A 19,993-nucleotide genomic window follows, 5' to 3' on the forward strand; every position below is an offset into this window, starting at 1 on the left:
GGTCAACTGACCGCCAGGCTGTATCCGTTCAAAATGGGGAGGAGACCCATCATGAAGAGCGCCACCGTCAGCGCATTTGCGCTGAGCACCATGTTATTTTCAGCATCTACGTCATTTGCCCAGGAACTTGCCACGAAGGACAGGATCGGCCTTGCCGATGCGCCCAAATCCCTCGTCGTCCGCTTGACGAACGACAGTCCCAACAATTCGGATCCGGCGATCGCCGAGGGCTATCAGAAGCTCTTCGTCGATTTCATCAAGAAGCATCCGGACTGGAAATTGCAGATGCAATTCATGTCCTCGGACATCGGCACCGAACAGGCCAAGATGCTGGAGCAGGCCAAGGCCGGCAACGCGCCTGACTGCGCCGCTGTCGACTCCTTCGTCCTCTCGCAGTTCATGGTCAATAAAGTTCTTGCGGACTTCACGCCGTATTTTTCGAAGGAGGAAGTGGATGACCTGTTCCCCTTCATCCGCAGCGGCATCACCGATAAGGACCAGACGGTCCGCGCTTGGTGGTGGGATACCGATCTTCGTGTGCTCTACCGCAACAAGTCGATCGTTGCGGACGCGCCGCAGACATGGGACGACCTGAAAAAGGCCGCGCTCGCCTCCACCAAGGAGGGCATGGAAGGTGTCCTCTTCAATGGCGGGCGCTGGGAAGGCACGACGTTCGACTGGCTCGCGAATTATTGGGCGCTGGGCGGCAAGCTTGTCGACGATTCAGGCAAGCCGGTATTCGGCGAAGGCGAGAACAAGGAGAAATTCCTGAAAGCCCTGAATTATTTCAAGGATCTCGTCGATTCGGGTGCCGCGCCCAAGCGCGTCAGCACGATCGCGAATTATGACGATTTGAATGCTGCGGCCGCCGCGGCGACGACGGCTCTCTTCATCGGCGGCAACTGGCAATATGCGCAGTTGAAGGCCACGCTCGACGAGGACGAGTTCAACAACTGGACATTCTCGCCGATCCCCGGCCCCAGCGCCGATCAGCGTTCGACCGGCACCGGCGGTTGGACGATCGCCTCCTTCAGTAAGGACAAGGATAAGGTCGAGATGTGCGCCAACCTCGCCCGCGAGGTTTATATGGGGCCGGCAAACGCGCTGCAGCAGCAGTTGCCGACCAGGAAGTCGCTGTTCGACAAATATGAGGTCTTCTCTACCGAAGCCAACAAGACCTTCGCCAAGGCTCTGGTCGACGGACAGGCACGCCCGGGTGTGCCGATCTATCCCGAAATCTCCAACCAGATCCAGATCATGATGGGCGACGTGCTCTCGGGGACCAAAAAGCCGGAAGACGCGTTGAATGCCGCCTTCAACGCGGCGCTGGAGGCCTACAAGCGTCTCTAGTGCTTCCGACCGTGACGGCGCCTGCCCGCCAGGCGCCGTCGACATTGCGAAACCCCGCACAGAGAAGCCAATGAGCCCCATTGCCATCGAGGCTGACAGCCCGCCTCAAAGCAGAACGTTCATGCGCCGTTTCGCCGGTGCGCCCCTGCCCTGGATCATGCCCGTGATCGTCGTCATCGGCATCTTCTACCTTTACCCCGTCATCGACGTTTTCAGGCTTTCATTCACCAATGCCACGCTGATCGGCGACAATCAGGATTATACGCTGGGGTCGATCACCAATGCGTTGAGCTCGCCGCAGCTGCCCGACATTTTATGGGCGACCCTGATCTTCGTCGGCGGCAGCGTCATCGGCCAGCAGATTTTAGGTCTTGCGGTCGCCGTCGTGGTCATCCGCGGTGAAAAACGCGGCCTGTTCGGCACCACCATTTTGAGGACGACGGCGCTGGTTGCCTGGGTCGTTCCCGGAATTGCCGGCGGCATCATCTGGCAGATGCTCTTTTCCGAAGCGCCTTATGGCGCGCTGAACAGCATTCTCAGGTTGATGCACATGCCTGTTGTCGCCTGGCTCTCGGACCCCGCAATCGCACCGTGGTCCACCCTCATCTCCAACATATGGCGCGGCACAGCATTTTCGATGGTCGTCATGTATGCGGCGCTGAAGTCGATCGATCCCTCGCTCTATGAAGCGGCGGAGGTCGACGGCGCGACGGCATCGCAGCAGTTTTTCTTCGTCACGCTACCGCAACTGCGCGCGGCAATCCTCGTCAACATGATCCTCATTACGATCCAGACGGTGAATACCTTCGATGCGATCATCACGCTGACAGGCGGCGGTCCGGGGCGCGCGACCGAGGTCATCTCACTCTACGTCTTCAATATCGTCTTTAGAAACTACGACCTGTCCGGCGGCAGCGTGCTCTCCGTGCTCATGCTGATCATCAGCCTCGGGCTCGCCTTTATCTATGCGTCGTTCCTGCCGAAGGAGGAAGAGCAATGAACGGACGGACCGGAACGCGGCTCGGCGATGCCATGAGTTATCTGTTCATGCTGGTAATGTTCGTGTTCTTCGCTGGCCCCCTCACCTATCTCCTGTCGATGGCGATGCGTGACAAGCGCGAGATCTATCGCGGCGCGGCGCGATATATTCCAAACAATCCCACCATCGACAATTTCATCACCGTTTTGAACAACAGCTACTTTCCGATCTATCTCTGGAACGGCCTCAAGCTTGCCGCCCTTAGCGGACTGGGCGTCCTGATCGTCGCACTGCCCGCGGCATACGCTTTTTCCCGCTTTCAGTTCCGAGGCAAGGGCGTGTCGATGATGGGGCTGCTGCTTTTCCAGATGATCTCGCCGCTTGTCATCATGGTGCCGCTCTACCGCTACATGAACCGCCTCGGCCTGCTGGATACGCATTTTGCCGTCGTCATGGTCTATATCGCGCTTGGCGTTCCGCTGGCGACCTGGCTTCTGAAAAGTTCGGTCGACGGCATCCCGCGCAGCCTCGACGAAGCGGCCATGATCGATGGCTGCAATCGATTTTCGGTGTTCTGGCGCATCATTCTGCCATTATCGGCGCCGGGCATCGCCTCTGTCTTCATCATCACTGTGATTGCCGGCTGGTCGCAATTTCTGGTGCCTTTTCTGTTGCTCACGAAAAATGATCTGATGCCGATCGGCGTCGGGATCTTTAACTTCCGCGGCATGCAAACCGACTCGTCCATCCAACTGCTTGCCGCCGCCTGCCTGATCGCGGTCGTTCCGGCGATCGTCGCCTTCCTGTCGCTCCAGCGGCTGATCCTCGGTGCGATGACCAGCGGCGCGGTCAAGGGATGACGAGCGGTTCAGGCTATGCGCAAGGAAGGATTTCGGGCATGAACCAGACACTCGGCGCCAGGCTGTCCCCGGATCTGACCGGCGCCAATGTCGAAGATGCAGGTGAGCACAACAGGGCTATCGTTCTGCGCTGTATTCATCGCCAGGCGCCGATTTCGCGCGCCGAAATCGCCAGGCGGACGGGTTTTACCAAACCGGCGATCGCCCGGATCGTCGATCGTCTCCTCGATGAGGGCCTGATCATGGAGGCCCGCCGGCGGCATGGGCTGAGAGGTCAGCCGGCGATTGAACTCGAAATCAATCCGGATGCCTGCTTTGCCATCGGCATCAACATCGATCGCGACCATCTGACGATCCTGGCCGTCGATGCCGTCGGCAACGTCCGCGCCCGCGTGCATCACGAGAAACGCTTCATTCTGCCGGCGGAATTCCTGCAGCTCACGGCCGATGCGATTTCGCATTTCCAGCGCAGCCGGCTCATCGACGACGCGCGCCTCGCCGGCATCGGTCTGGCGATGCCGGATTGGCTTGGCGAGATTTCGCTTCTCGGCAAGCCCAAGGCCTATCAGGAATGGACAGCATTCGACGTGCGCGCCGCACTTGAGAACCTGACGCAGCATCCCGTCTTCATCGAAAACGAAGCGAATGCCGCAGCCCTTGCCGAACTCGATTATGGACTGGGTGCTGAAAGCAGCAGCTTCTTCTACATCGCCATCAATCCATGCCCGGGTGGCGGCCTCGTGCTCGACGGCAACGGTCATCGTGGCGCCATGGGCCTCAGCGGCGAAATTGGCTGGCTGCCGATTGCCGATGGCGGGGACGGGAAGGCCCATAAGGTCCAGCTTCTCGGCGAGATATTCTCGCTGTTCTTCCTCTATGATTTCCTTGCGAAACACGGCGTCGAGGTGAGTGTTCCCCACGATCTCCTGACGCTGGATGCGCACGGCAAGCGCCTCGTGTCGCAGTGGCTGAAGGAAATGAGCGCGCATCTGGCTGTCGCCGTCAAGCATATCGGCATGGTCGTCGACCCCGACGCCGTCCTGGTCGGCGGCCGATTGCCGATCCGCATCGTCGACGAATTGCTGCGCTATGTGCACGAGCATCTCGATGCCGAGGACACCAACCTGCCCTCGCTTCATCGCGCCTCGCTCGGAGAGGATGCCTCGGCCATGGGGGCGGCGGTCATGCCGATGGCAGCAGCCCTCATGCTCGCATCGGCGGACGCTGCGCAACGCACACGTTCGCCACTCAAGAACATGGATCGCCTGAACAGTTGAAACGGCCGGCAAGGCCTACGGATTATAGTGAAGATGGGAGGATTTTGGTGAAGATCGGCTTTTACACTTCGACATTCAACGATCGCCCCTTCGAGGAAGTGGTGGATTTCGCCGCATCGGCCGGTTTCGACGCCATCGAAATCGATGTCGGCGGCCATATCAAGACGCCGGATCGCGTGGAGGCCGCCGTCGCGCTCGCACGCAGCCGCAACCTCTTCGTGTCGTCGATCACCTATTTCGGCAATCAGCTCGATGCTGACCGCGTAAAACGCGAGGCACTTCGCGAAAGGACTGCCGAATTTGCCGGCGCGATCGGTGAAGCGGGCGTCCCGATCTTCGTGATCTTCCCGGGCCGGGACGACACGGCAAGCGACGAAGCCAATTATGATGACTTCGCCGATTTCGCCAACGGGCTGATCGCCAAGACACAGTCCTATGGCCTCACCTTCGCAATCGAGAACTGGCCGGGTCCGAAGGATAATTTCATCGGAACGACACCCAAAGGATGGCAGGAGCTTTTTCAGCGGATCAGGGACCCGCGCTTCGGCCTGGAATTCGATCCCTCGCACCTCATTCGCATTGGCGTCGATCCCTATCAGGCGATGGAGGCCGTGAAAGATCGCATCGCCATTCTTCATGCCAAGGACACGGCAATCGATAAGGAGAGCCTGCAGGCTGTCGGCTATCACGGCAAGGGCTGGTGGCAATACAAGCTGCCAGGGCTCGGCCTCATCGATTGGCCGAGGTTCCTGCGCCAGGCCCGCGGGGGTGGTTTCGACGGCACGTTGTCGATCGAACACGAGGATGCCGCCTATGGCTGGCCGGGCAGGGACTTAGCCGCCCGCAAAGACGGCGAGCGCCTCGGTCTTGATTATTTGAGAAATGTCCTGAGCGGACTTTGACAGCGATTTCGGGAGGACGGCAATGGCCCATGTTTCGGTCAACAATGCGCGCAAGGATTACGGCGCGTTCAAAGCCATAAAAGGCGTCTCGGTCGATATCGGCGACGGCGAGTTCGTCGTTCTGGTCGGTCCCTCCGGCTGTGGCAAATCCACGCTTCTGAGAATGATCGCGGGCCTCGAGGGTATCACCTCGGGGCAGATCCAGATCGGCAAGCATATCGTCAACGAGCTTGCCCCCAAGGATCGGGACATCGCGATGGTGTTCCAGAATTATGCGCTCTATCCGCACATGACCGTTGCCAAGAACATGGGGTTTTCGTTGCGGCTGAAACGAATGCCGCGCACGGAGATCGATCAGCGGGTCGGCAACGCCGCGAAGATCCTCGGTCTCGAAAGTCTATTGGAGAGATACCCCAAGCAACTGTCGGGCGGCCAGAGACAGCGTGTGGCGATGGGGCGGGCAATCGTGCGCGACCCGGCCGTCTTCCTCTTCGATGAACCCCTGTCGAACCTCGACGCCAAGCTCAGGGTGCAGATGCGCTCGGAGATCAAGGAATTGCATCAACGGCTGCAGACGACCACCATCTATGTCACCCACGACCAGATCGAAGCCATGACCATGGCCGACAAGATCGTCGTCATGAAGGACGGGCTGATCGAGCAGTCGGGTTCTCCGTTGGAATTGTACGATCGTCCGAACAACCTTTTCGTCGCCGGCTTCATCGGCTCCCCGGCGATGAATTTCATCAGCGGCAACATGACGGAAGATGGGTTTCGAACCGCCGACGGCCTACTCCTGCCGAGTGAGCGCCGTCCGGCAGATGCCGCGATCTACGGCATTCGCCCCGAACATATCCGGTTGGACCCAGGCGGCATCGAGGTAACGACGGTGGTCGTCGAGCCCACGGGTTCGGAAACGCTCGTCATCGTCCGGCTGGGGACGCAGACGCTGACCTGTGTCTTCAGGGAACGGATCAGGGCCGCCCCCGGCGAGGTGCTGAGGATTGCACCAATCCATGATGCGGTTCACCTGTTTGCCGGAAACGAGCAGCGGATCACATCAGGCGAAGCCCCGTTGAACTGACCCGGCCGATTGCCCCTCCCCTTCGGCCGGCGCCAGCCGGGGGCGCGTTTTCCGCGCCCCCGACCCCAAATGGAAACGCTATAGAACACTGCTATGAGAAAGCCGTCAGCCGGCTCTAGCTGACGGCGTTCCTTTTGCCGAGGAGGGCTGCGCGGATCTGTTCGCTTTTGCTCAACAGCGGAGCGGGAACCGGTGCTGTCTGCTCGGGCGCGTCGGCTTTGCCGGTAGCCTGCTTGAGGCTCAGGAAGCGGTTTTGCGCGACCAGCCGGTCTTCGGGCGACAGTGGTTCGACGGGTTCACCGTCAAGGTCATGGCGCATGGAATCCGGCTGGGCGCTGGCGAAATAGTAGCGCCGGCCGTGGACGTAGGCCGCGGTCGCCCGCCTGAGCGTCGTGACGCCGGCATCGGGCTTCAGGAGCGGGCGGAGTTCGTTGAAAAGGCCGACGGCAAAAGGCAGGACCGGATCTCCCGCCTTGGCAGGAAGGACGCCTACCGGCCGGATCAACAGCGTGTTGATCGCGTTTGCCTTCTCCACGTCGAGCTCGGTTGCCGCAATCGGTCCGCGGCTGATCTTCCAGGGCTTGTCCATGCGTCCTCCATGTTACGTCCATAGCGACCGACTGTGATGGTATCTTGACGGACAGGGGCGAGCAACGGAAGTCGCACATCGTCGGTTCCACTGCAAGCAGGTGAGACGCGGAACAGGAGCCTGGTGGCAAAAAGCCGCTCCCCGGGGCCGATATGGCCCGGTGTCATCGGTTGGCGTTTCATCTAATCGTTTTTATCACGGAATATGCATTGACCTGCCGCATCGATTACACTTCTTATCCGCGCCCAAGATGGAGTGACCGGCCCAGGGAGGATGTATGCGGGTTTTCTCGAGCATTGACGAGCTGCGCCACACGCTCGATGCGCTGAAGCGGCAGGGGCGGACCGTCGGCCTTGTTCCGACGATGGGCTATCTCCATGCCGGTCATATGGAGCTGGTCTCGCGCGCTCGCGCCGAGAACGACATCGTCGTCGTCTCGATTTTCGTCAATCCGCTGCAGTTCGGCCCGGCGGAAGATCTCAGCAGATATCCACGCGATCTGGAACGCGACGCCGCCATGCTGAGGCAAGCCGGCGTCAATTTCCTTTTTTCACCTGGCGTCGAGGACATGTATCCCCGCCCGATGCTTGCTGTCGTCGACGTTCCCGATCTCGGGCGCGCACTCGAAGGAGCGGTGCGGCCGGGGCATTTTGCCGGCGTCGCCACTGTCGTCTGCAAGCTTTTCAACATTGTGCAGCCGCAGACCGCCTATTTCGGAGAGAAGGATTACCAGCAGGTCGTCATCATCAAGCGCATGGTGGACGATCTGGCCTTGCCGGTGCGCGTGATATCGGTGCCGACGGTCAGGGATAGCGACGGCCTCGCATTGTCGTCGCGCAACGTCTATCTCAGCGATGCGGAGCGGCGTGCCGCGGTGATCGTCCCTCAGACCCTTGACGAGGCCGAGCGCCTGGTCGCCGGCGGCTTGACCGATCCGGTGGAACTCGAGGCAAAGCTCACGGCGTTTCTTAGCCGCGAGCCTCTGGCAAAGCCCGAGGTCGTCGCCGTCAGGGATGCCTCGACGCTGCAGCCGGTCACGTCGATCGCAGAGCCTGTCGTCGTGGCGCTTTTCGTTCGGCTCGGCTCGACACGGCTTCTCGACAACAGGGTCGTCAGTGACAACCGAGTTGTTGGTGACAACCGAGTGATCGGGAACAACAGGGTTATCGGCGGGCGGAGCTTGCCGGGAAAGGGAGTGACCCGATGAGCACGGCCGGAATTCAGAAGCGCCTTACACCAGTGCGCATCTCAGCTATGAAAGGCGGCAAGCCGATCGTCTGCCTGACCGCCTATACGACGCCCATGGCGCGGCTGCTCGATGAGCATTGCGACCTCCTGCTGGTCGGGGATTCGCTCGGCATGGTGCTCTACGGCATGGAAAGCACCATCGGCGTCACGCTCAATATGATGATCGCACACGGCAAGGCGGTGATGCGCGGCGTCGGCAAGGCCTGCGTCGTCGTCGACATGCCGTTCGGCAGTTATCAGGAATCGAAGGAGATCGCCTTCCGCAACGCAGTGCGCATCCTGCAGGAAACCGGCTGCGATGCGGTCAAGCTGGAAGGGGGCGAGGAGATGGCCGAGACCATCGCCTTTCTGACCAAGCGGGGGATCCCGGTCATGGGCCATATAGGCCTGATGCCGCAGCAGGTTCAGACTGCAGGCGGTTATCGGTCCGTCGGCCATTCCGAACACGAGACGTCGAAGATCCGCCGTGACGCCCACGCCATCGGCGGCTCGGGCGCCTTTGCCGTCGTCATCGAGGGCACGGTGGAGCCGCTCGCCCGCGAGGTGACGGCCGCCATGCACGTCCCGACCATCGGTATCGGCGCTTCTTCCGCCTGCGACGGTCAGGTTCTGGTTTCCGACGACATTCTGGGTCTCTTCAACGATTTCACCCCGCGCTTCGTCAAGCGCTACGACGAACTCGGCAAGAGGATTTCGGCCGCCGCCGCCGCTTATGCCGAAGAGGTCCGGTCGCGACAGTTTCCGGCAGCGGAGCATACGTTCAAACGGCGATCCTGAGACGAGGCGATGTGAGCTCCATCACCGCGCGATATACTGTTCGCGCATGCTGTCGGCTGACCGGCGAACCGCCTCGGAAACCTGCACGAGCTGCTTGGCCATAGGCGTCGAATGGCGCCAGATCATCCCGATCGTTCGCGACGGCTGCGGAGATTGGAAGCGCGAAATCGAAACATGCGCCGAGCGCGTTTCGAGGGGAACGGCCATCTCCGGGATCAAGGTGATGCCGATACCGGCGCTGACCATCTGAACCAAGGTGGATAAAGAGCTGCCTTCCATGACCTCCCGGGGGCGGGCCGGCCCTATCTTGCAGAACGACAAGGCCTGATCGCGAAAGCAATGGCCTTCCTCAAGCAGCAGCAACCGCATTTCGCGCAGCGCCTCGCGTTCGGGCACCGGCTTGCCCTCGTCTTCGGGCCGCCGGACCAGCACGAATTCTTCCTGGAAGAGCTCGAGCTCGGTCAGCGAGGGCTCGGATACCGGCAAGGCAACGATTGCCGTGTCCAGCTGGCCTTGCGCCAGCTCGTGAACCAGCTTCGACGTCTGCGTCTCGCGCACCTCGATCTGGATGCCGGCAAAGCTCCTGTTCAGATCGTTGATGATCGCTGGCAGCAGATAGGGCGCAATCGTCGGGATGATGCCGATGCGCAGCCGCGTCAGGAAAGGATCGCGCGCGGCACGCGCCAGATCCGCCAGTTCGTCGACGCCACGCAGGATATCGCGGATCCTGAGTGCGACGCTTTGGCCGAAGGCGGTCAGCTTCACCTCACGCGCGTTGCGCTCAAAAAGCTCACCGCCCAACTCTTGCTCAAGTTCTTTGATCTGCATTGACAATGCCGGCTGGGAGATCGCACAGGCGTCGGCGGCACGTCGGAAGCGGCCATCTCTAGCCAGTGCTTCAAAATAACGTAGCTGTTTCAGGGTAAGGTTCTTCATAAGTTCAACTTATCGCAACGATCAGTAAATCCAACTTAAATTTATTACATGCTTCCGATATGAAGACTGCAAGGGGAGAGTGGGGCGCCAGCTCGGCTCATCTTTTTTACGCGCAGAGAGATCAAGCAATGAAGGAGACGATCATGGACAACCCCACTGACAGCGCAGGCAAATGTCCTGTGCCACACGGCAATACGCCTCGCAGCAGCCGATCCAACCGCGACTGGTGGCCAGACCAGTTGAACGTGCAGATTCTTCACCACAATTCCGGCCGCGCCGACCCGCTCGGCCAAGCCTTCGACTATGCGGAGGAGTTCAAGAAGCTCGATCTCGACGGCCTGAAGAAGGATCTTCACGCGTTGATGACGGATTCGCAGGATTGGTGGCCGGCCGATTTCGGTCACTATGGCGGCCTGTTCATCCGCATGGCCTGGCACAGCGCCGGCACATACCGCATCACCGATGGCCGCGGCGGCGCCGGGGCTGGCCAGCAGCGTTTTGCGCCACTCAACAGCTGGCCGGACAACGTGAACCTCGACAAGGCTCGCCGCCTGCTGTGGCCTATCAAGCAGAAATACGGCAACCGCATCTCCTGGGCTGACCTGTTGATCCTCACCGGCAACGTCGCGCTCGAATCCATGGGTTTCAAGACCTTCGGTTTCGCCGGCGGCCGCGCCGACGTCTGGGAGCCGGAAGAACTTTACTGGGGTCCTGAGGGAACCTGGCTGGGTGACGAACGCTACAGTGGCGAACGCGAACTGGCAGAGCCGCTTGGCGCCGTGCAGATGGGCCTTATCTATGTCAACCCGGAAGGCCCGAACGGCACCCCGGATCCGCTGGCATCCGCCCGCGACATCCGCGAAACCTTCGCCCGTATGGCGATGAACGACGAAGAAACCGTGGCGCTGATCGCCGGCGGGCATACCTTCGGCAAGACCCATGGCGCTGGCGATCCGTCGTTTGTCGGTGTCGACCCGGAAGGCGGCGAGCTCGAAGCTCAGGGTCTGGGCTGGACCAGCAAGTTTAACACCGGCGTCGGTCGCGATGCCATCGGCAGCGGCCTCGAAGTGACCTGGACCCAGACGCCGACCCAGTGGAGCAACTACTTCTTCGAAAACCTGTTCGCTTTCGAATGGGAGCTGACCAAGAGCCCGGGCGGCGCGCATCAGTGGCAGGCCAAGAACGCTGAAGCCTCCATTCCGGATGCCTACGACGCCTCGAAGAGGCACCTGCCGACCATGCTGACCAGCGACCTCGCGCTGCGTTTCGATCCTGTTTACGAGAAGATTTCGCGCCGCTTCCTCGAAAATCCCGACCAGTTCGCCGACGCTTTCGCCCGCGCCTGGTTCAAGCTGACCCACCGCGACATGGGACCGAAGGTGCGCTACCTCGGCCCGGAAGTTCCGGCCGAAGACCTGATCTGGCAGGATGTGATCCCGGCCGTCGACCACCCGCTTGTCGACGACAAGGACATTGCCGACCTGAAGGAAAAGGTTCTCGCCACCGGCCTCACGGTGCAGGAACTCGTCTCGACCGCCTGGGCGTCGGCCTCGACCTTCCGCGGCTCCGACAAGCGTGGCGGCGCCAACGGCGCGCGCATCCGCCTTGCCCCGCAGAAAGACTGGGACGCCAACCAGCCAGCCCAGCTCGCCAAAGTCATCGGCGTTCTCGAAGGCATCCAGAGGGACTTCAACGCAGTTCAGACCGGGGCCAAGAAGATCTCGCTCGCCGACCTGATCGTTCTCGCCGGTGCAGCCGGCGTCGAGAAGGCGGCGGCAGCGGGCGGCAACGCTGTCAGCGTGCCCTTCACGCCGGGCCGCACGGATGCTTCCGAAGCCCAGACCGACGCGCATTCCTTCGCAGCGCTCGAGCCGCGCATCGACGGCTTCCGCAACTATGTGAACGGCAAGCGCCATCAGTTCATGAAGCCGGAAGAAGCGCTCGTCGACCGCGCCCAGTTGCTGACGCTGACCGGACCGGAAATGACCGTCCTCGTCGGCGGCCTGCGTGTGCTGAAGGCCGGCGCGCCCGAGCATGGCGTCTTCACTTCGCGTCCCGAGACGTTGACGAACGACTTCTTCGTCAACCTGCTCGACATGGGCACGCAGTGGGTTCCCCTCGCCGGCAAGGAAGGCGTCTATGAAGGCCGCGACCGCAAGACTGGCGCCGCCAAGTGGACCGGCACCCGCGTCGACCTGATCTTCGGCTCGCACTCGCAGCTTCGCGCCTTTGCCGAAGTCTACGGCCAGGCCGATACCAAGGAGAAGTTCGTGAGGGACTTCGTCGCGGCCTGGACCAAGGTTATGAGCGCCGATCGTTTCGATCTCGTCTGATCTACAGCATTTCGCCCGGGGGCAGTTTCGGCTGCGCCCGGGCATTTTTTCATCGGAGACCGGACCTACCGCCCGACCGTCCAGTTCTCGGCACGCCTGATGCTCGATTGGGCGGCGACTACCCCTCCTCCGTCATCCCTGTGCCCTCAGTGCTTTGCCCGAGTGATGTCACAGGGATCCAGCGCGTCCAAGTCATTGGGCGCAGGAGACTTCTTGCTTTGATAAGGTTCATTCACCGCGCAGACGCGCGGTGGCTGGATTCCCGTGAAGTCCCTCGGGGCAAGCCCAGGGCTTGACCCGAGGAAGGGAATGAGGAGTGTGCCCCGATCGCGACACCGTCTCTGGGCTTTTAGCGAGGCAGAATGCCGAAAGGCGAAAGTGACAGCAGATCGGGATCAGTCGTCGCCGTTGCCGTCGCTACCTGGGCATGGCTTATGCTGTAGCCGTAGGTGAGGACGCGGTCACCGTCGATCATGAAGAATTGCGCCTGATCCAGGCCGGGCCGCAGGTTACCCGTCACGGTGACGGTCTCGTACATTCTTGCCAGATGCAAAGGCTCTTCGGGAACGACACGAACCAGTTGGTTGGGCGGAGGGGACGGCATGTGACTGCAGGCTCCGGACCAAGGCACCAGCATGAATTCGTAAACAAGATCGCCATCCTGGTCGATCGGCAGAACGAAGCCCGTCAATTCGATCGGATGCTCCTCTTCATGCCAGGCGAGTGTTTCGCCCTGTGGGCTGCTCACCGCCTTGCCCGACAGCGGAACTGTCTCCTTGGGCTGATCGGCCGGCCGTAAAGCGTTCCAGAAAATAGGCTGAGCTGCAGCGACGGCGTCACAAATTGGACACGCGACACCAATTGCCAGCGCCGCGAACGTCAAGAGGAAAGGTTTGTGCTTCATCATTGCATCTCCACGGGACCGGCCGCTTGACCACCTTGCCGCTGTCGTATGGATGCTACTCCCGATCCCGCTCGGCCGTCAAAGCTTCCGGCGCGGACTACTCAGGGCTTGCGCAGAACAGGGAGAGGGTGTGCCGTGCATGCCCTCTCTTTCGTCATATTCGAGCCCGTCCTGCTGCTGTTCGGCAAGAAAGTGACCGCAGCGCCAAGCAATCGCCCCCAGGGAAGGGTAACCGTCAGCCACCGCGCGATGGATGGCGGCCGTATCCGTATCGAGGTCAGCGATACCGGTCCCGGATTCCGGCCAAACGCGTCGCCCGGCTTTTCACCCCGTTCGATCGGCTGGGAGCGGAACGGATCAGCCAGGATCGAACCGGTCTCGGGCTCGGGCTGTCGAAACATCTGATCGACGCCATGGGCGGAACGCTCGGCTTCAGCAACGGGGAAGGCGGCGCCACTTTCCACGTCGATCTTGCGCGCGCCTGCAGTGGTGGAGGCAAGACCGGTTGCGATGGAAGCCCGCCGTAGGCATCGCCTTTGATTTGGCCGCGCGGCTTGATATCAGTTCGGCATCGCTTCAACGAAATATCGGGTCCATGACAGATTCCACCGATATCGTGCGCCGATCGACGATCCTGATCGTCGACGACGAGCCCCCCAATGTCTCGCTGCTGGAGCGCATTCTCAAACGCGAAGGTTTTACGGCGCTGATCAGCACCACCGAGCCGCGCGAGGCCTTGCGGCTCTTTCGCGAACATCCTGTCGATCTCGTTCTTCTCGATCTGATGATGCCCGTTCTGGACGCCGCAACGAGAAAGACGGGGAACCGAGCGTGCAGCGCCGATAATCGGGCCAGCTCGGAAGCCGGCACCACCCAACTCAGAACATCGTATTCTTGTTTGCCGCCTCATTCGGAACGGCCTGGATCACGTCCCAGTGCTCGACGATCTTGCCGTCCTTGACGCGGAAAATATCGACGATCGCCTGGCCAGGATCGTCTGCGCCGTTGGTCGCGCGCACATGCAACCAGACCAGATCGCCATCGGCGGCGCTGCGGACGATCTCGGCCCGCGACTGGGCATTGTCCTTGAAGAAGCCGCTGAAGAAGGAAATCAAAGGCTTCTTTCCGTCGGGAACATGAGGATTGTGCTGCCGGTAGTCGTCGGCGACGACGGCGGCAGCCGCGATATCGTGCTTGTTGAAGAACCGGTCGTAGAACTCCACCACCAGCTTCCGGTTGGCTTCCTCGACCTTCAAATCCCGCGAGGCCGATTCAGCAAAAGCGCCGGCCGGCGCGGCGACGCCTGCCAAAATGACGAGTGCAAAAAGCGATTTCCCGAATGTCATGCATCAAGCTCCTTGGTATGGTCGCGATCTAGTCTAGAAAGCAGACTATGAGAGCTGGTTTATGAAACCTCGACATGCCGAGCAAGAAGGCAGATTTTGGTGGCGAGGTCAGCCGACGATGACCGAGGTAAGCATGCTCAAGGAAACGGACGAGCCGAAACAACAGCCCGTGGCAGGATGCCCGATCAGAGGTGTGCTCGATCGTATCGGCGATCAATGGAGCCTGCTGACCCTCGAGGCACTGGAAGACGGAAAGAAACGCTTCAACGAGTTGCTGCGCGAAATCGGAGACATCTCGAAGCAGATGCTCTCCAAGACGTTGAGGCATCTGGAGCAGGACGGCTTCGTGCGGCGCACCGTCTATCCGCAGGTCCCGCCTCGCGTGGAATATGAGCTGACGGAACTCGGGCAATCCTTCCTCATCCCCATGAAAACCCTGATCGGATGGGCCGAGCAGAACCACCCGGCAATCACTAGCGCGCGGCAACGACACGATAACGCCTAATGACCGCGTTCGTCAGGCGAGCAGAACCTTGCCGCCCGTTCGGAAGGGAAGAGCGGACTGCAGGGCTTGCCGGACACTTTCCAAAGGAAACACCTCCCGGATCTCGGTCTCGATGACCTTCGAAACGATGTGCGCCGCGACCTTGGAATAGGCGTGCTGCACGTCGTCCATAGCTTCGGAATGAACCCATTCCCGGAGGTGAACATAGGAAAAGGAAATATCGGGATGGGTCGCCCAGAATGAGTTCGGGATGCTCTGCCCAGAGAGCAGACCGTAGTGCAAGAAGCGTCCGCCCGCCCGCAGCGCATCGGCGAGGATTGTGGCGCGCGCTCCTCCGACGCAATCGAGCACCGCGTCTAGCCCGTGTCGGCCGGCAAGCCCGGCAACCAGATCGCTTTCCTCTCTATCGATGATGATAGCCTCGACCCGGCCGCGCAGGCGCTCAAGCGATCCCTCGCTACGGACGATGGCGACCGGCTCCACGCCTGCGGCGTTGGCGAGACCGATCAATATCGCTCCGATCGAAGAGGCGGCGGCATTGATAGCGATGCGCATGCCCGGCCTCAGCCCGATCTTGGCATGCAGCATCAACCAGGCCGTCATCGGATTGACGTAGCTCGTCGCAGCTTCGAAGTCGGTGAGCTCGTCAGGAACACGCAGGCACCAGCCGGGATCGGTATCCTTGAATTCCTGCCAGCCGCCGGCGCTACGCACCGGCAGCACGCGTGTTCCCGGCGAAAGCCCATGAACCTCTTCACCGCATTGTTCGACCACGCCGAACGCTTCGAAGCCGGGAACGAAAGGCAATGTCGTGCGTCCGCTATAGGCTCCCGAGATGGTGATGATATCGGACGGATTGATCGCCCGCGCCAGCAGGCGCACCCTCACCTGGTCGCGCGCCAGCGGCGGCAGCGCAGCCTGCTCGAGCTCGACGACATCCTGAGCCGGGCCGAATTTTCGCACGACCGCCTGATATTGCATTGCATCCCCCACACACTGCGGTTAGATCACCCCGTCGAATTTCGGTGATCGAATGAGCGTTGACGACAGGCCTTTAGCATCGTTCCGGGTCTCGATGCGAGACATCGACATCTATGGTCACGTCCACAACTCCCGTTATCTCGATTATTGCGAGGATGCGGTCGTCGAGTTTCTGCGGCAACGGCAAATTCTCAGCCATTTCCGTCACATTTCCTCCGGCGTTGCCTATCACGTGAAGAAGGCGGAGATCACCTTTCACAGCCCGATTGATCTCGACGATGTCGTCGAGGCAAAGGTGGACGTGGAGAAGATCGGGCGCACGAGCCTGTCCTTTGCCATAGAACTCTTTCGCCAGCGCGATGGCGCCCATTGCGCATCGGCGCAATTCGTCTGGGTCTGCGTCGGCCTCTCCGACAGCCGCCCGACGCCGATTCCCGATGCGACCAGAGCCGCTCTGTCTCCCGGCTGATTGCCGATCGTTCAAACCAGCGGGTGTCCATGCCGATCCATGCGCAGCTTCTTCGACATGCAACGGAGACACCGGACAAGCCGGCGCTGGTGATCGACGGGCATTCGCTCAGCTATGGCGAGCTCTATTTGCGCGCCAAGGCAATCTATCGGTTTCTCCGGGATCTGCCCCGCTCGAACCGCCGCATGCTCAATCTGCCCGGCGTGGAGAAGCTTGCCGCCCTCAGCCTTGGCAATCATATCGGCTTTGCCGAGTATTTTGCGGCGGCCACCGCTTTCCCGAATGCCTGCGCGGTCATCGACCCGCTGATGCCGGCAGAAAGGATCGAACGCATCATCGAGCGCCTGGCGCCTGACGTTCTGATTGTCGACGACGATGCCGGGCCGAGCGCTGAAATTGCCCGGAGATTCGGCATTCCCGTGGTCCCCGCCGGAACGGAGGCTTTCGAGCTCGCCGCGGCGGGAGGTGAAGCCGAGCTGCCGGCCGATACCGACAAGATCTTTCTGATCGGCTTCACCTCGGGGACCACCGCCGAGCCGAAGGCCTATTATCGCTCGCGGGAGCAGTGGCGCCGGAGCCTCGATCGGGGACGCGTCGTTTTCGAGCTCGAAGACGCGCCGTCGACAATGTGCCCGGGAGCCTTGGCTCATGGCCTGGCGCTTTATGCATTGGTCGAAGCTCTTGATGCCGGGGGGACCTTTCATTCAGTCCGGAAATGGGATCCGGGCGCGGTGGCACGCACGCTCTCCTCCTGGCAAGTCGAACGGCTAATCGCTGTACCCACCCATATAGCCGGCATCGCAAGGGCGTGGGCAGGCGAACCCGCTCTGACCTCCCTGCGCGACGTCCTCACCGCCGGCGCAAAGCTTGACAGGAACGGGGTCGAATCCATGCGTCGCCTGTTTCCGAAGGCGCGTATCCGGGAATATTACGGGGCGTCCGAGATTGGATTCATGACCGTCTCGACCCTTGTCGGGAGCGAGATCGATTTTCCGATCGAGCGGGTGGGGCAAGCCTATCCCGGCGTGGGAATTTCCATTCGCGACCCCGATGAAAACGACGTCGGGACCGATGTGGCGGGAACCATCTTTGTCGACAGCGACCTGATCGCGGATGGATATCTTTGGGGCGACGACGGTCAGGCTTTCCGGGTCACAAAAGCCGGAGCGACGGTCGGAGATCTCGGCGAACTCGATGCCGATGGCATGCTGCGGGTGATCGGCAGGGCCGGCGGCATGATGATATCAGGCGGCAACAACGTTTATCCCGCCGAAGTCGAGAGCGCGCTCAAAGCCTGCCCCGGGGTAGAGGATGCCGTTGTCTTCGGGCTGCCGGACGCCTATTTCGGCCAGCGGATCGTCGCCGTCGTCTCGGGAGAGACGATAGACCCGAAAATCCTGGCCGATCATTGCGCGCAGATACTCGGGAAGTACAAGATCCCCAAGCAATTCTACCATATAAGGTCCTGGCCGATGACGAGCAGCGGGAAGATCTCGAGGGGGCAAGTGGAGCGGGCCGTGGTTTCTGGAGACAATCTTGTCCTACGCCTTTCAGCCTGACGAGGATTGGCAGCCAGTCGTGGTTGCCGCCTACCGGTCGCCGATCGGTAGGGCTTTCGGATCGCTTGCGACTGTCGCGGCGGAAGACTTGCTTGCGCCGATCATGCATCGGATCCTTTTGGAAACGGGAATTGCACCCGACACGATAGACGACGTTCTGGTGGGCAATGCCGCCGGCGGCGGTGGAAACATCGCGCGGCTGGCAGCGCTCACAGCAGGTCTGCCCATGTCGGTTCCGGGTGTTGCGATCGACCGGCAATGCGGCTCGGGCCTGGAAGCGATCATCATGGCGGCCCGCTTGATCCAGGCGAAAGCCGGCGCGTGTTTTCTCGCTGGCGGCGTCGAGAGCGTCAGCACCGCGCCATGGCGCGTCGAAAGACCAAAGGCGAACGGGATGCCGCCGCGATTTTACGGGCGCGCCCGGTTTTCGCCTGAAACGATCGGCGATCCGGAAATGGGAATTGCCGCCGAGAACGTCGCGCGTCAGTTCGGCATATCGCGCCAGAGACAGGATGAATTTGCCCTGCGCAGCCATAGGCTCGCCGTAGCGGCGGCCGAGGCAGGCATCTTTCGCCCCGAGATCGTCGAGATTTCCACCGGCCACGGGCCGATCGAACGGGACGAATGCCCACGCGCCTCCACCTCTCTTGAGGCGCTCGCAAACCTCCGGCCGGTCTTCCTGGCCGATGGATCGGTCACAGCAGGCAATGCCTGCCCGCTGAACGACGGCGCCTGCCTGGTGCTGGTCATGAGCCGCGGGATGGCAAGGAGCATGGGCATCGAAAAGGGCCTTGCCTTCATCGACAGCGCTGCTGCCGGCGTAGACCCCAATCTGCTCGGCATCGGCCCGGTCGCTTCGACCAGGAAGCTGCTGCAGCGTCAGCCCGGGCTTTCGCTCTCCGACATCGATGCCATCGAATTCAACGAGGCCTTCGCGGCCCAGGTTCTGGCATCGCTGGATCAGCTCGATATTCCGGCCGACACGATCAACAGGAACGGCGGAGCAATTGCCTTGGGCCATCCGTTCGGGGCCTCCGGCGCAATCCTTGTTACCAGGCTGTACAGCCAGCTGATCCGCAACACCGGGGAAGTCGGGGCGCCCGGCGCCACTGCCTTGGCCATGATCGGAATCGGCGGAGGCATCGGGCTGACCGCCATGTTCGAGGCTACTCAGCTTTCCTGACCCGGCGAAGGCGCAGACCGTCAGGCGGCGACGCGTTTGTGATCTGCCGGATGCTGAAGCCGAAATCCGATCGCCAGCCTGTTCCAGGCGTTGATCATCGCAACACCGATCGAAAGGGCCACGAACTCGTCATCCGAGAAGTTGGCGTGCGCCTCTTCATAAACATCATCCGGCGCATGGCTTTTCGCGATCTGAGTGAGAGCCTCAGCCCAGGCAAGCGCGGCCCGCTCCCGAGTGGTGAAGAGCTGCGACTCCGGCCACGCGTTCAAAAGCAGCAGCCGATCATCCGTTTCCCCGAGCTTCAGCGCGTCGTGGCGGTGCATGTGCAGGCAGTGAGCGCATCCATTCATCTGGGAAACGCGGACTTTGACGAGTTCGAGCAATTTCGGATCGAAGCTTTTGGCAATCCAGCCTTCAACGGCCACGAGGCCGTCGATGCCGCTGCTTCTATGGGCCATGAAGTTCAAACGCTTGATCATTCTTATCTCCATTGTGAGAGGATTGATGACGCAAGCCTCGGCTTGCAGGCCAGTGAATACGCCTTGCTTTCCGGGTCGGCCATCTGCCCCAAGGGTAGGTCAGGCCGATGCCTGTCGACGTGATGTTCCTCCATTTTGGCCGGATTCCTCGACCGCAGAGCCAGCTTCTCTACTGCCTTCGCATAGGGTGACAGCGACTGAGGAAGAATAGTTTGGGGCCGCGATCCGGCGC

General features: G+C 61.2%; 21 protein-coding genes. 15 read left to right on the forward strand and 6 right to left on the reverse strand.

The annotated features are described in order from the left end of the window. The first annotated feature begins 51 nt into the window (after positions 1-51). The 6 genes from AC244Q_RS25490 (at position 52) to AC244Q_RS25515 (ending at position 6,452) form a co-directional block, all read left to right on the forward strand. Positions 52-1,350 carry a type 2 periplasmic-binding domain-containing protein gene (locus tag AC244Q_RS25490; RefSeq protein WP_012755198.1) on the forward strand — a complete coding sequence of 433 codons (1,299 nt, stop codon included), beginning with the start codon at positions 52-54 and terminating at the stop codon, positions 1,348-1,350. A gap of 70 nt (positions 1,351-1,420) precedes the next feature. Beyond that, on the forward strand, positions 1,421-2,350 hold the full coding sequence (locus AC244Q_RS25495; protein ID WP_003550501.1) for a carbohydrate ABC transporter permease: 930 nt from the start codon (positions 1,421-1,423) through the stop codon (positions 2,348-2,350). Next, positions 2,347-3,189: a carbohydrate ABC transporter permease gene (locus tag AC244Q_RS25500; protein ID WP_128406644.1), complete on the forward strand. Its 843-nt coding sequence runs from the start codon at positions 2,347-2,349 to the stop codon at positions 3,187-3,189. The genes AC244Q_RS25495 and AC244Q_RS25500 overlap by 4 nt, the downstream gene beginning before the upstream one ends. Before the next feature lie 38 nt (positions 3,190-3,227). Further along, a complete protein-coding gene (locus AC244Q_RS25505) occupies positions 3,228-4,466 on the forward strand; it encodes an ROK family transcriptional regulator (RefSeq protein WP_003562326.1) in 1,239 nt (412 codons plus the stop codon). Between the two features lie 47 nt (positions 4,467-4,513). Beyond that, positions 4,514-5,368 carry a sugar phosphate isomerase/epimerase family protein gene (locus AC244Q_RS25510; RefSeq protein ID WP_012755200.1) on the forward strand — a complete coding sequence of 285 codons (855 nt, stop codon included), beginning with the start codon at positions 4,514-4,516 and terminating at the stop codon, positions 5,366-5,368. Positions 5,369-5,390: 22 nt separating this feature from the next. After that, complete coding sequence (locus AC244Q_RS25515; RefSeq protein WP_012755201.1) at positions 5,391-6,452, forward strand: ABC transporter ATP-binding protein; 1,062 nt, start codon at positions 5,391-5,393, stop codon at positions 6,450-6,452. Between the two features lie 115 nt (positions 6,453-6,567). Here the strand turns inward: AC244Q_RS25515 and AC244Q_RS25520 are convergent, their stop codons facing one another. Then, positions 6,568-7,041, reverse strand: a complete 474-nt coding sequence (locus tag AC244Q_RS25520) for a ProQ/FINO family protein (RefSeq protein ID WP_012755202.1) — start codon at positions 7,039-7,041, stop codon at positions 6,568-6,570. A gap of 277 nt (positions 7,042-7,318) precedes the next feature. On the opposite strand from AC244Q_RS25520, the gene panC reads away from it, so the two are divergent. Further along, entirely contained in the window at positions 7,319-8,248 is a 930-nt protein-coding gene (panC, locus tag AC244Q_RS25525; protein ID WP_012755203.1) for a pantoate--beta-alanine ligase, read from the forward strand. Continuing rightward, a complete protein-coding gene (gene panB / locus AC244Q_RS25530; protein WP_012755204.1) occupies positions 8,245-9,066 on the forward strand; it encodes a 3-methyl-2-oxobutanoate hydroxymethyltransferase in 822 nt (273 codons plus the stop codon). Before panC ends, panB begins: the two co-directional genes overlap by 4 nt. Positions 9,067-9,087: 21 nt before the next feature. Here panB and AC244Q_RS25535 read toward each other — a convergent pair whose 3' ends face one another. Next, the gene (locus tag AC244Q_RS25535) at positions 9,088-10,002 is read right to left on the reverse strand and encodes a hydrogen peroxide-inducible genes activator (RefSeq protein ID WP_003562320.1); all 915 of its coding nucleotides are present in this window, start codon (positions 10,000-10,002) and stop codon (positions 9,088-9,090) included. A 143-nt stretch (positions 10,003-10,145) separates the two neighbouring features. Here AC244Q_RS25535 and katG point away from each other — a divergent pair, with 143 nt between their 5' ends. Then, positions 10,146-12,335 (forward strand): catalase/peroxidase HPI, encoded by a 2,190-nt coding sequence (gene katG, locus AC244Q_RS25540; protein ID WP_012755205.1) that lies wholly within the window; start codon positions 10,146-10,148, stop codon positions 12,333-12,335. A 349-nt stretch (positions 12,336-12,684) separates the two neighbouring features. Here the strand turns inward: katG and AC244Q_RS25545 are convergent, their stop codons facing one another. Continuing rightward, positions 12,685-13,242 (reverse strand): DUF3299 domain-containing protein, encoded by a 558-nt coding sequence (locus AC244Q_RS25545; protein WP_128406642.1) that lies wholly within the window; start codon positions 13,240-13,242, stop codon positions 12,685-12,687. A 125-nt stretch (positions 13,243-13,367) separates the two neighbouring features. On the opposite strand from AC244Q_RS25545, the gene AC244Q_RS25550 reads away from it, so the two are divergent. Continuing rightward, entirely contained in the window at positions 13,368-13,766 is a 399-nt protein-coding gene (locus AC244Q_RS25550; protein ID WP_244432274.1) for an ATP-binding protein, read from the forward strand. Between the two features lie 68 nt (positions 13,767-13,834). Then, a complete protein-coding gene (locus AC244Q_RS25555; RefSeq protein WP_244432268.1) occupies positions 13,835-14,200 on the forward strand; it encodes a response regulator in 366 nt (121 codons plus the stop codon). Here the strand turns inward: AC244Q_RS25555 and AC244Q_RS25560 are convergent. Further along, positions 14,118-14,585: a nuclear transport factor 2 family protein gene (locus AC244Q_RS25560; RefSeq protein ID WP_012755208.1), complete on the reverse strand. Its 468-nt coding sequence runs from the start codon at positions 14,583-14,585 to the stop codon at positions 14,118-14,120. The genes AC244Q_RS25555 and AC244Q_RS25560 overlap by 83 nt on opposite strands. 133 nt (positions 14,586-14,718) lie before the next feature. Here AC244Q_RS25560 and AC244Q_RS25565 point away from each other — a divergent pair, with 133 nt between their 5' ends. Then, the gene (locus AC244Q_RS25565) at positions 14,719-15,090 is read left to right on the forward strand and encodes a winged helix-turn-helix transcriptional regulator (RefSeq protein WP_041935756.1); all 372 of its coding nucleotides are present in this window, start codon (positions 14,719-14,721) and stop codon (positions 15,088-15,090) included. Positions 15,091-15,102: 12 nt separating this feature from the next. On the opposite strand, the gene AC244Q_RS25570 is transcribed toward AC244Q_RS25565, so the two are convergent. Next, positions 15,103-16,071 (reverse strand): zinc-dependent alcohol dehydrogenase family protein, encoded by a 969-nt coding sequence (locus AC244Q_RS25570; RefSeq protein WP_012755210.1) that lies wholly within the window; start codon positions 16,069-16,071, stop codon positions 15,103-15,105. 52 nt (positions 16,072-16,123) lie between these two features. On the opposite strand from AC244Q_RS25570, the gene AC244Q_RS25575 reads away from it, so the two are divergent. From AC244Q_RS25575 to AC244Q_RS25585, 3 genes are read left to right on the forward strand one after another with little or no spacing between them, the layout of a single operon-like run. Continuing rightward, positions 16,124-16,540, forward strand: a complete 417-nt coding sequence (locus AC244Q_RS25575) for an acyl-CoA thioesterase (RefSeq protein WP_128406641.1) — start codon at positions 16,124-16,126, stop codon at positions 16,538-16,540. 29 nt (positions 16,541-16,569) lie between these two features. Further along, a complete protein-coding gene (locus tag AC244Q_RS25580) occupies positions 16,570-18,099 on the forward strand; it encodes a class I adenylate-forming enzyme family protein (protein WP_128406640.1) in 1,530 nt (509 codons plus the stop codon). Further along, positions 18,077-19,282 (forward strand): thiolase family protein, encoded by a 1,206-nt coding sequence (locus AC244Q_RS25585; RefSeq protein WP_128406639.1) that lies wholly within the window; start codon positions 18,077-18,079, stop codon positions 19,280-19,282. Before AC244Q_RS25580 ends, AC244Q_RS25585 begins: the two co-directional genes overlap by 23 nt. Positions 19,283-19,302: 20 nt before the next feature. Here the strand turns inward: AC244Q_RS25585 and AC244Q_RS25590 are convergent, their stop codons facing one another. Next, positions 19,303-19,761 (reverse strand): carboxymuconolactone decarboxylase family protein, encoded by a 459-nt coding sequence (locus AC244Q_RS25590; protein WP_012755214.1) that lies wholly within the window; start codon positions 19,759-19,761, stop codon positions 19,303-19,305. Positions 19,762-19,993: the final 232 nt, after the last annotated feature.

It is taken from the genome of Rhizobium sp. CB2179 (genome assembly GCF_057653455.1).

Coding starts and splice junctions, on each gene's coding strand:
- AC244Q_RS25500 (WP_128406644.1), top strand. CDS start 2,347: ATGAACGGACGGACCGGAACGCGGCTCGGCGATGCCATGAGTTATCTG.
- AC244Q_RS25495 (WP_003550501.1), top strand. CDS start 1,421: ATGAGCCCCATTGCCATCGAGGCTGACAGCCCGCCTCAAAGCAGAACG.
- AC244Q_RS25560 (WP_012755208.1), bottom strand. CDS start 14,585: ATGACATTCGGGAAATCGCTTTTTGCACTCGTCATTTTGGCAGGCGTC.
- AC244Q_RS25535 (WP_003562320.1), bottom strand. CDS start 10,002: ATGAAGAACCTTACCCTGAAACAGCTACGTTATTTTGAAGCACTGGCT.
- AC244Q_RS25490 (WP_012755198.1), top strand. CDS start 52: ATGAAGAGCGCCACCGTCAGCGCATTTGCGCTGAGCACCATGTTATTT.
- panC (WP_012755203.1), top strand. CDS start 7,319: ATGCGGGTTTTCTCGAGCATTGACGAGCTGCGCCACACGCTCGATGCG.
- AC244Q_RS25580 (WP_128406640.1), top strand. CDS start 16,570: ATGCCGATCCATGCGCAGCTTCTTCGACATGCAACGGAGACACCGGAC.
- AC244Q_RS25555 (WP_244432268.1), top strand. CDS start 13,835: ATGACAGATTCCACCGATATCGTGCGCCGATCGACGATCCTGATCGTC.
- AC244Q_RS25515 (WP_012755201.1), top strand. CDS start 5,391: ATGGCCCATGTTTCGGTCAACAATGCGCGCAAGGATTACGGCGCGTTC.
- panB (WP_012755204.1), top strand. CDS start 8,245: ATGAGCACGGCCGGAATTCAGAAGCGCCTTACACCAGTGCGCATCTCA.
- AC244Q_RS25545 (WP_128406642.1), bottom strand. CDS start 13,242: ATGATGAAGCACAAACCTTTCCTCTTGACGTTCGCGGCGCTGGCAATT.
- AC244Q_RS25505 (WP_003562326.1), top strand. CDS start 3,228: ATGAACCAGACACTCGGCGCCAGGCTGTCCCCGGATCTGACCGGCGCC.
- katG (WP_012755205.1), top strand. CDS start 10,146: ATGGACAACCCCACTGACAGCGCAGGCAAATGTCCTGTGCCACACGGC.
- AC244Q_RS25520 (WP_012755202.1), bottom strand. CDS start 7,041: ATGGACAAGCCCTGGAAGATCAGCCGCGGACCGATTGCGGCAACCGAG.
- AC244Q_RS25590 (WP_012755214.1), bottom strand. CDS start 19,761: ATGATCAAGCGTTTGAACTTCATGGCCCATAGAAGCAGCGGCATCGAC.
- AC244Q_RS25565 (WP_041935756.1), top strand. CDS start 14,719: ATGCTCAAGGAAACGGACGAGCCGAAACAACAGCCCGTGGCAGGATGC.
- AC244Q_RS25575 (WP_128406641.1), top strand. CDS start 16,124: ATGAGCGTTGACGACAGGCCTTTAGCATCGTTCCGGGTCTCGATGCGA.
- AC244Q_RS25570 (WP_012755210.1), bottom strand. CDS start 16,071: ATGCAATATCAGGCGGTCGTGCGAAAATTCGGCCCGGCTCAGGATGTC.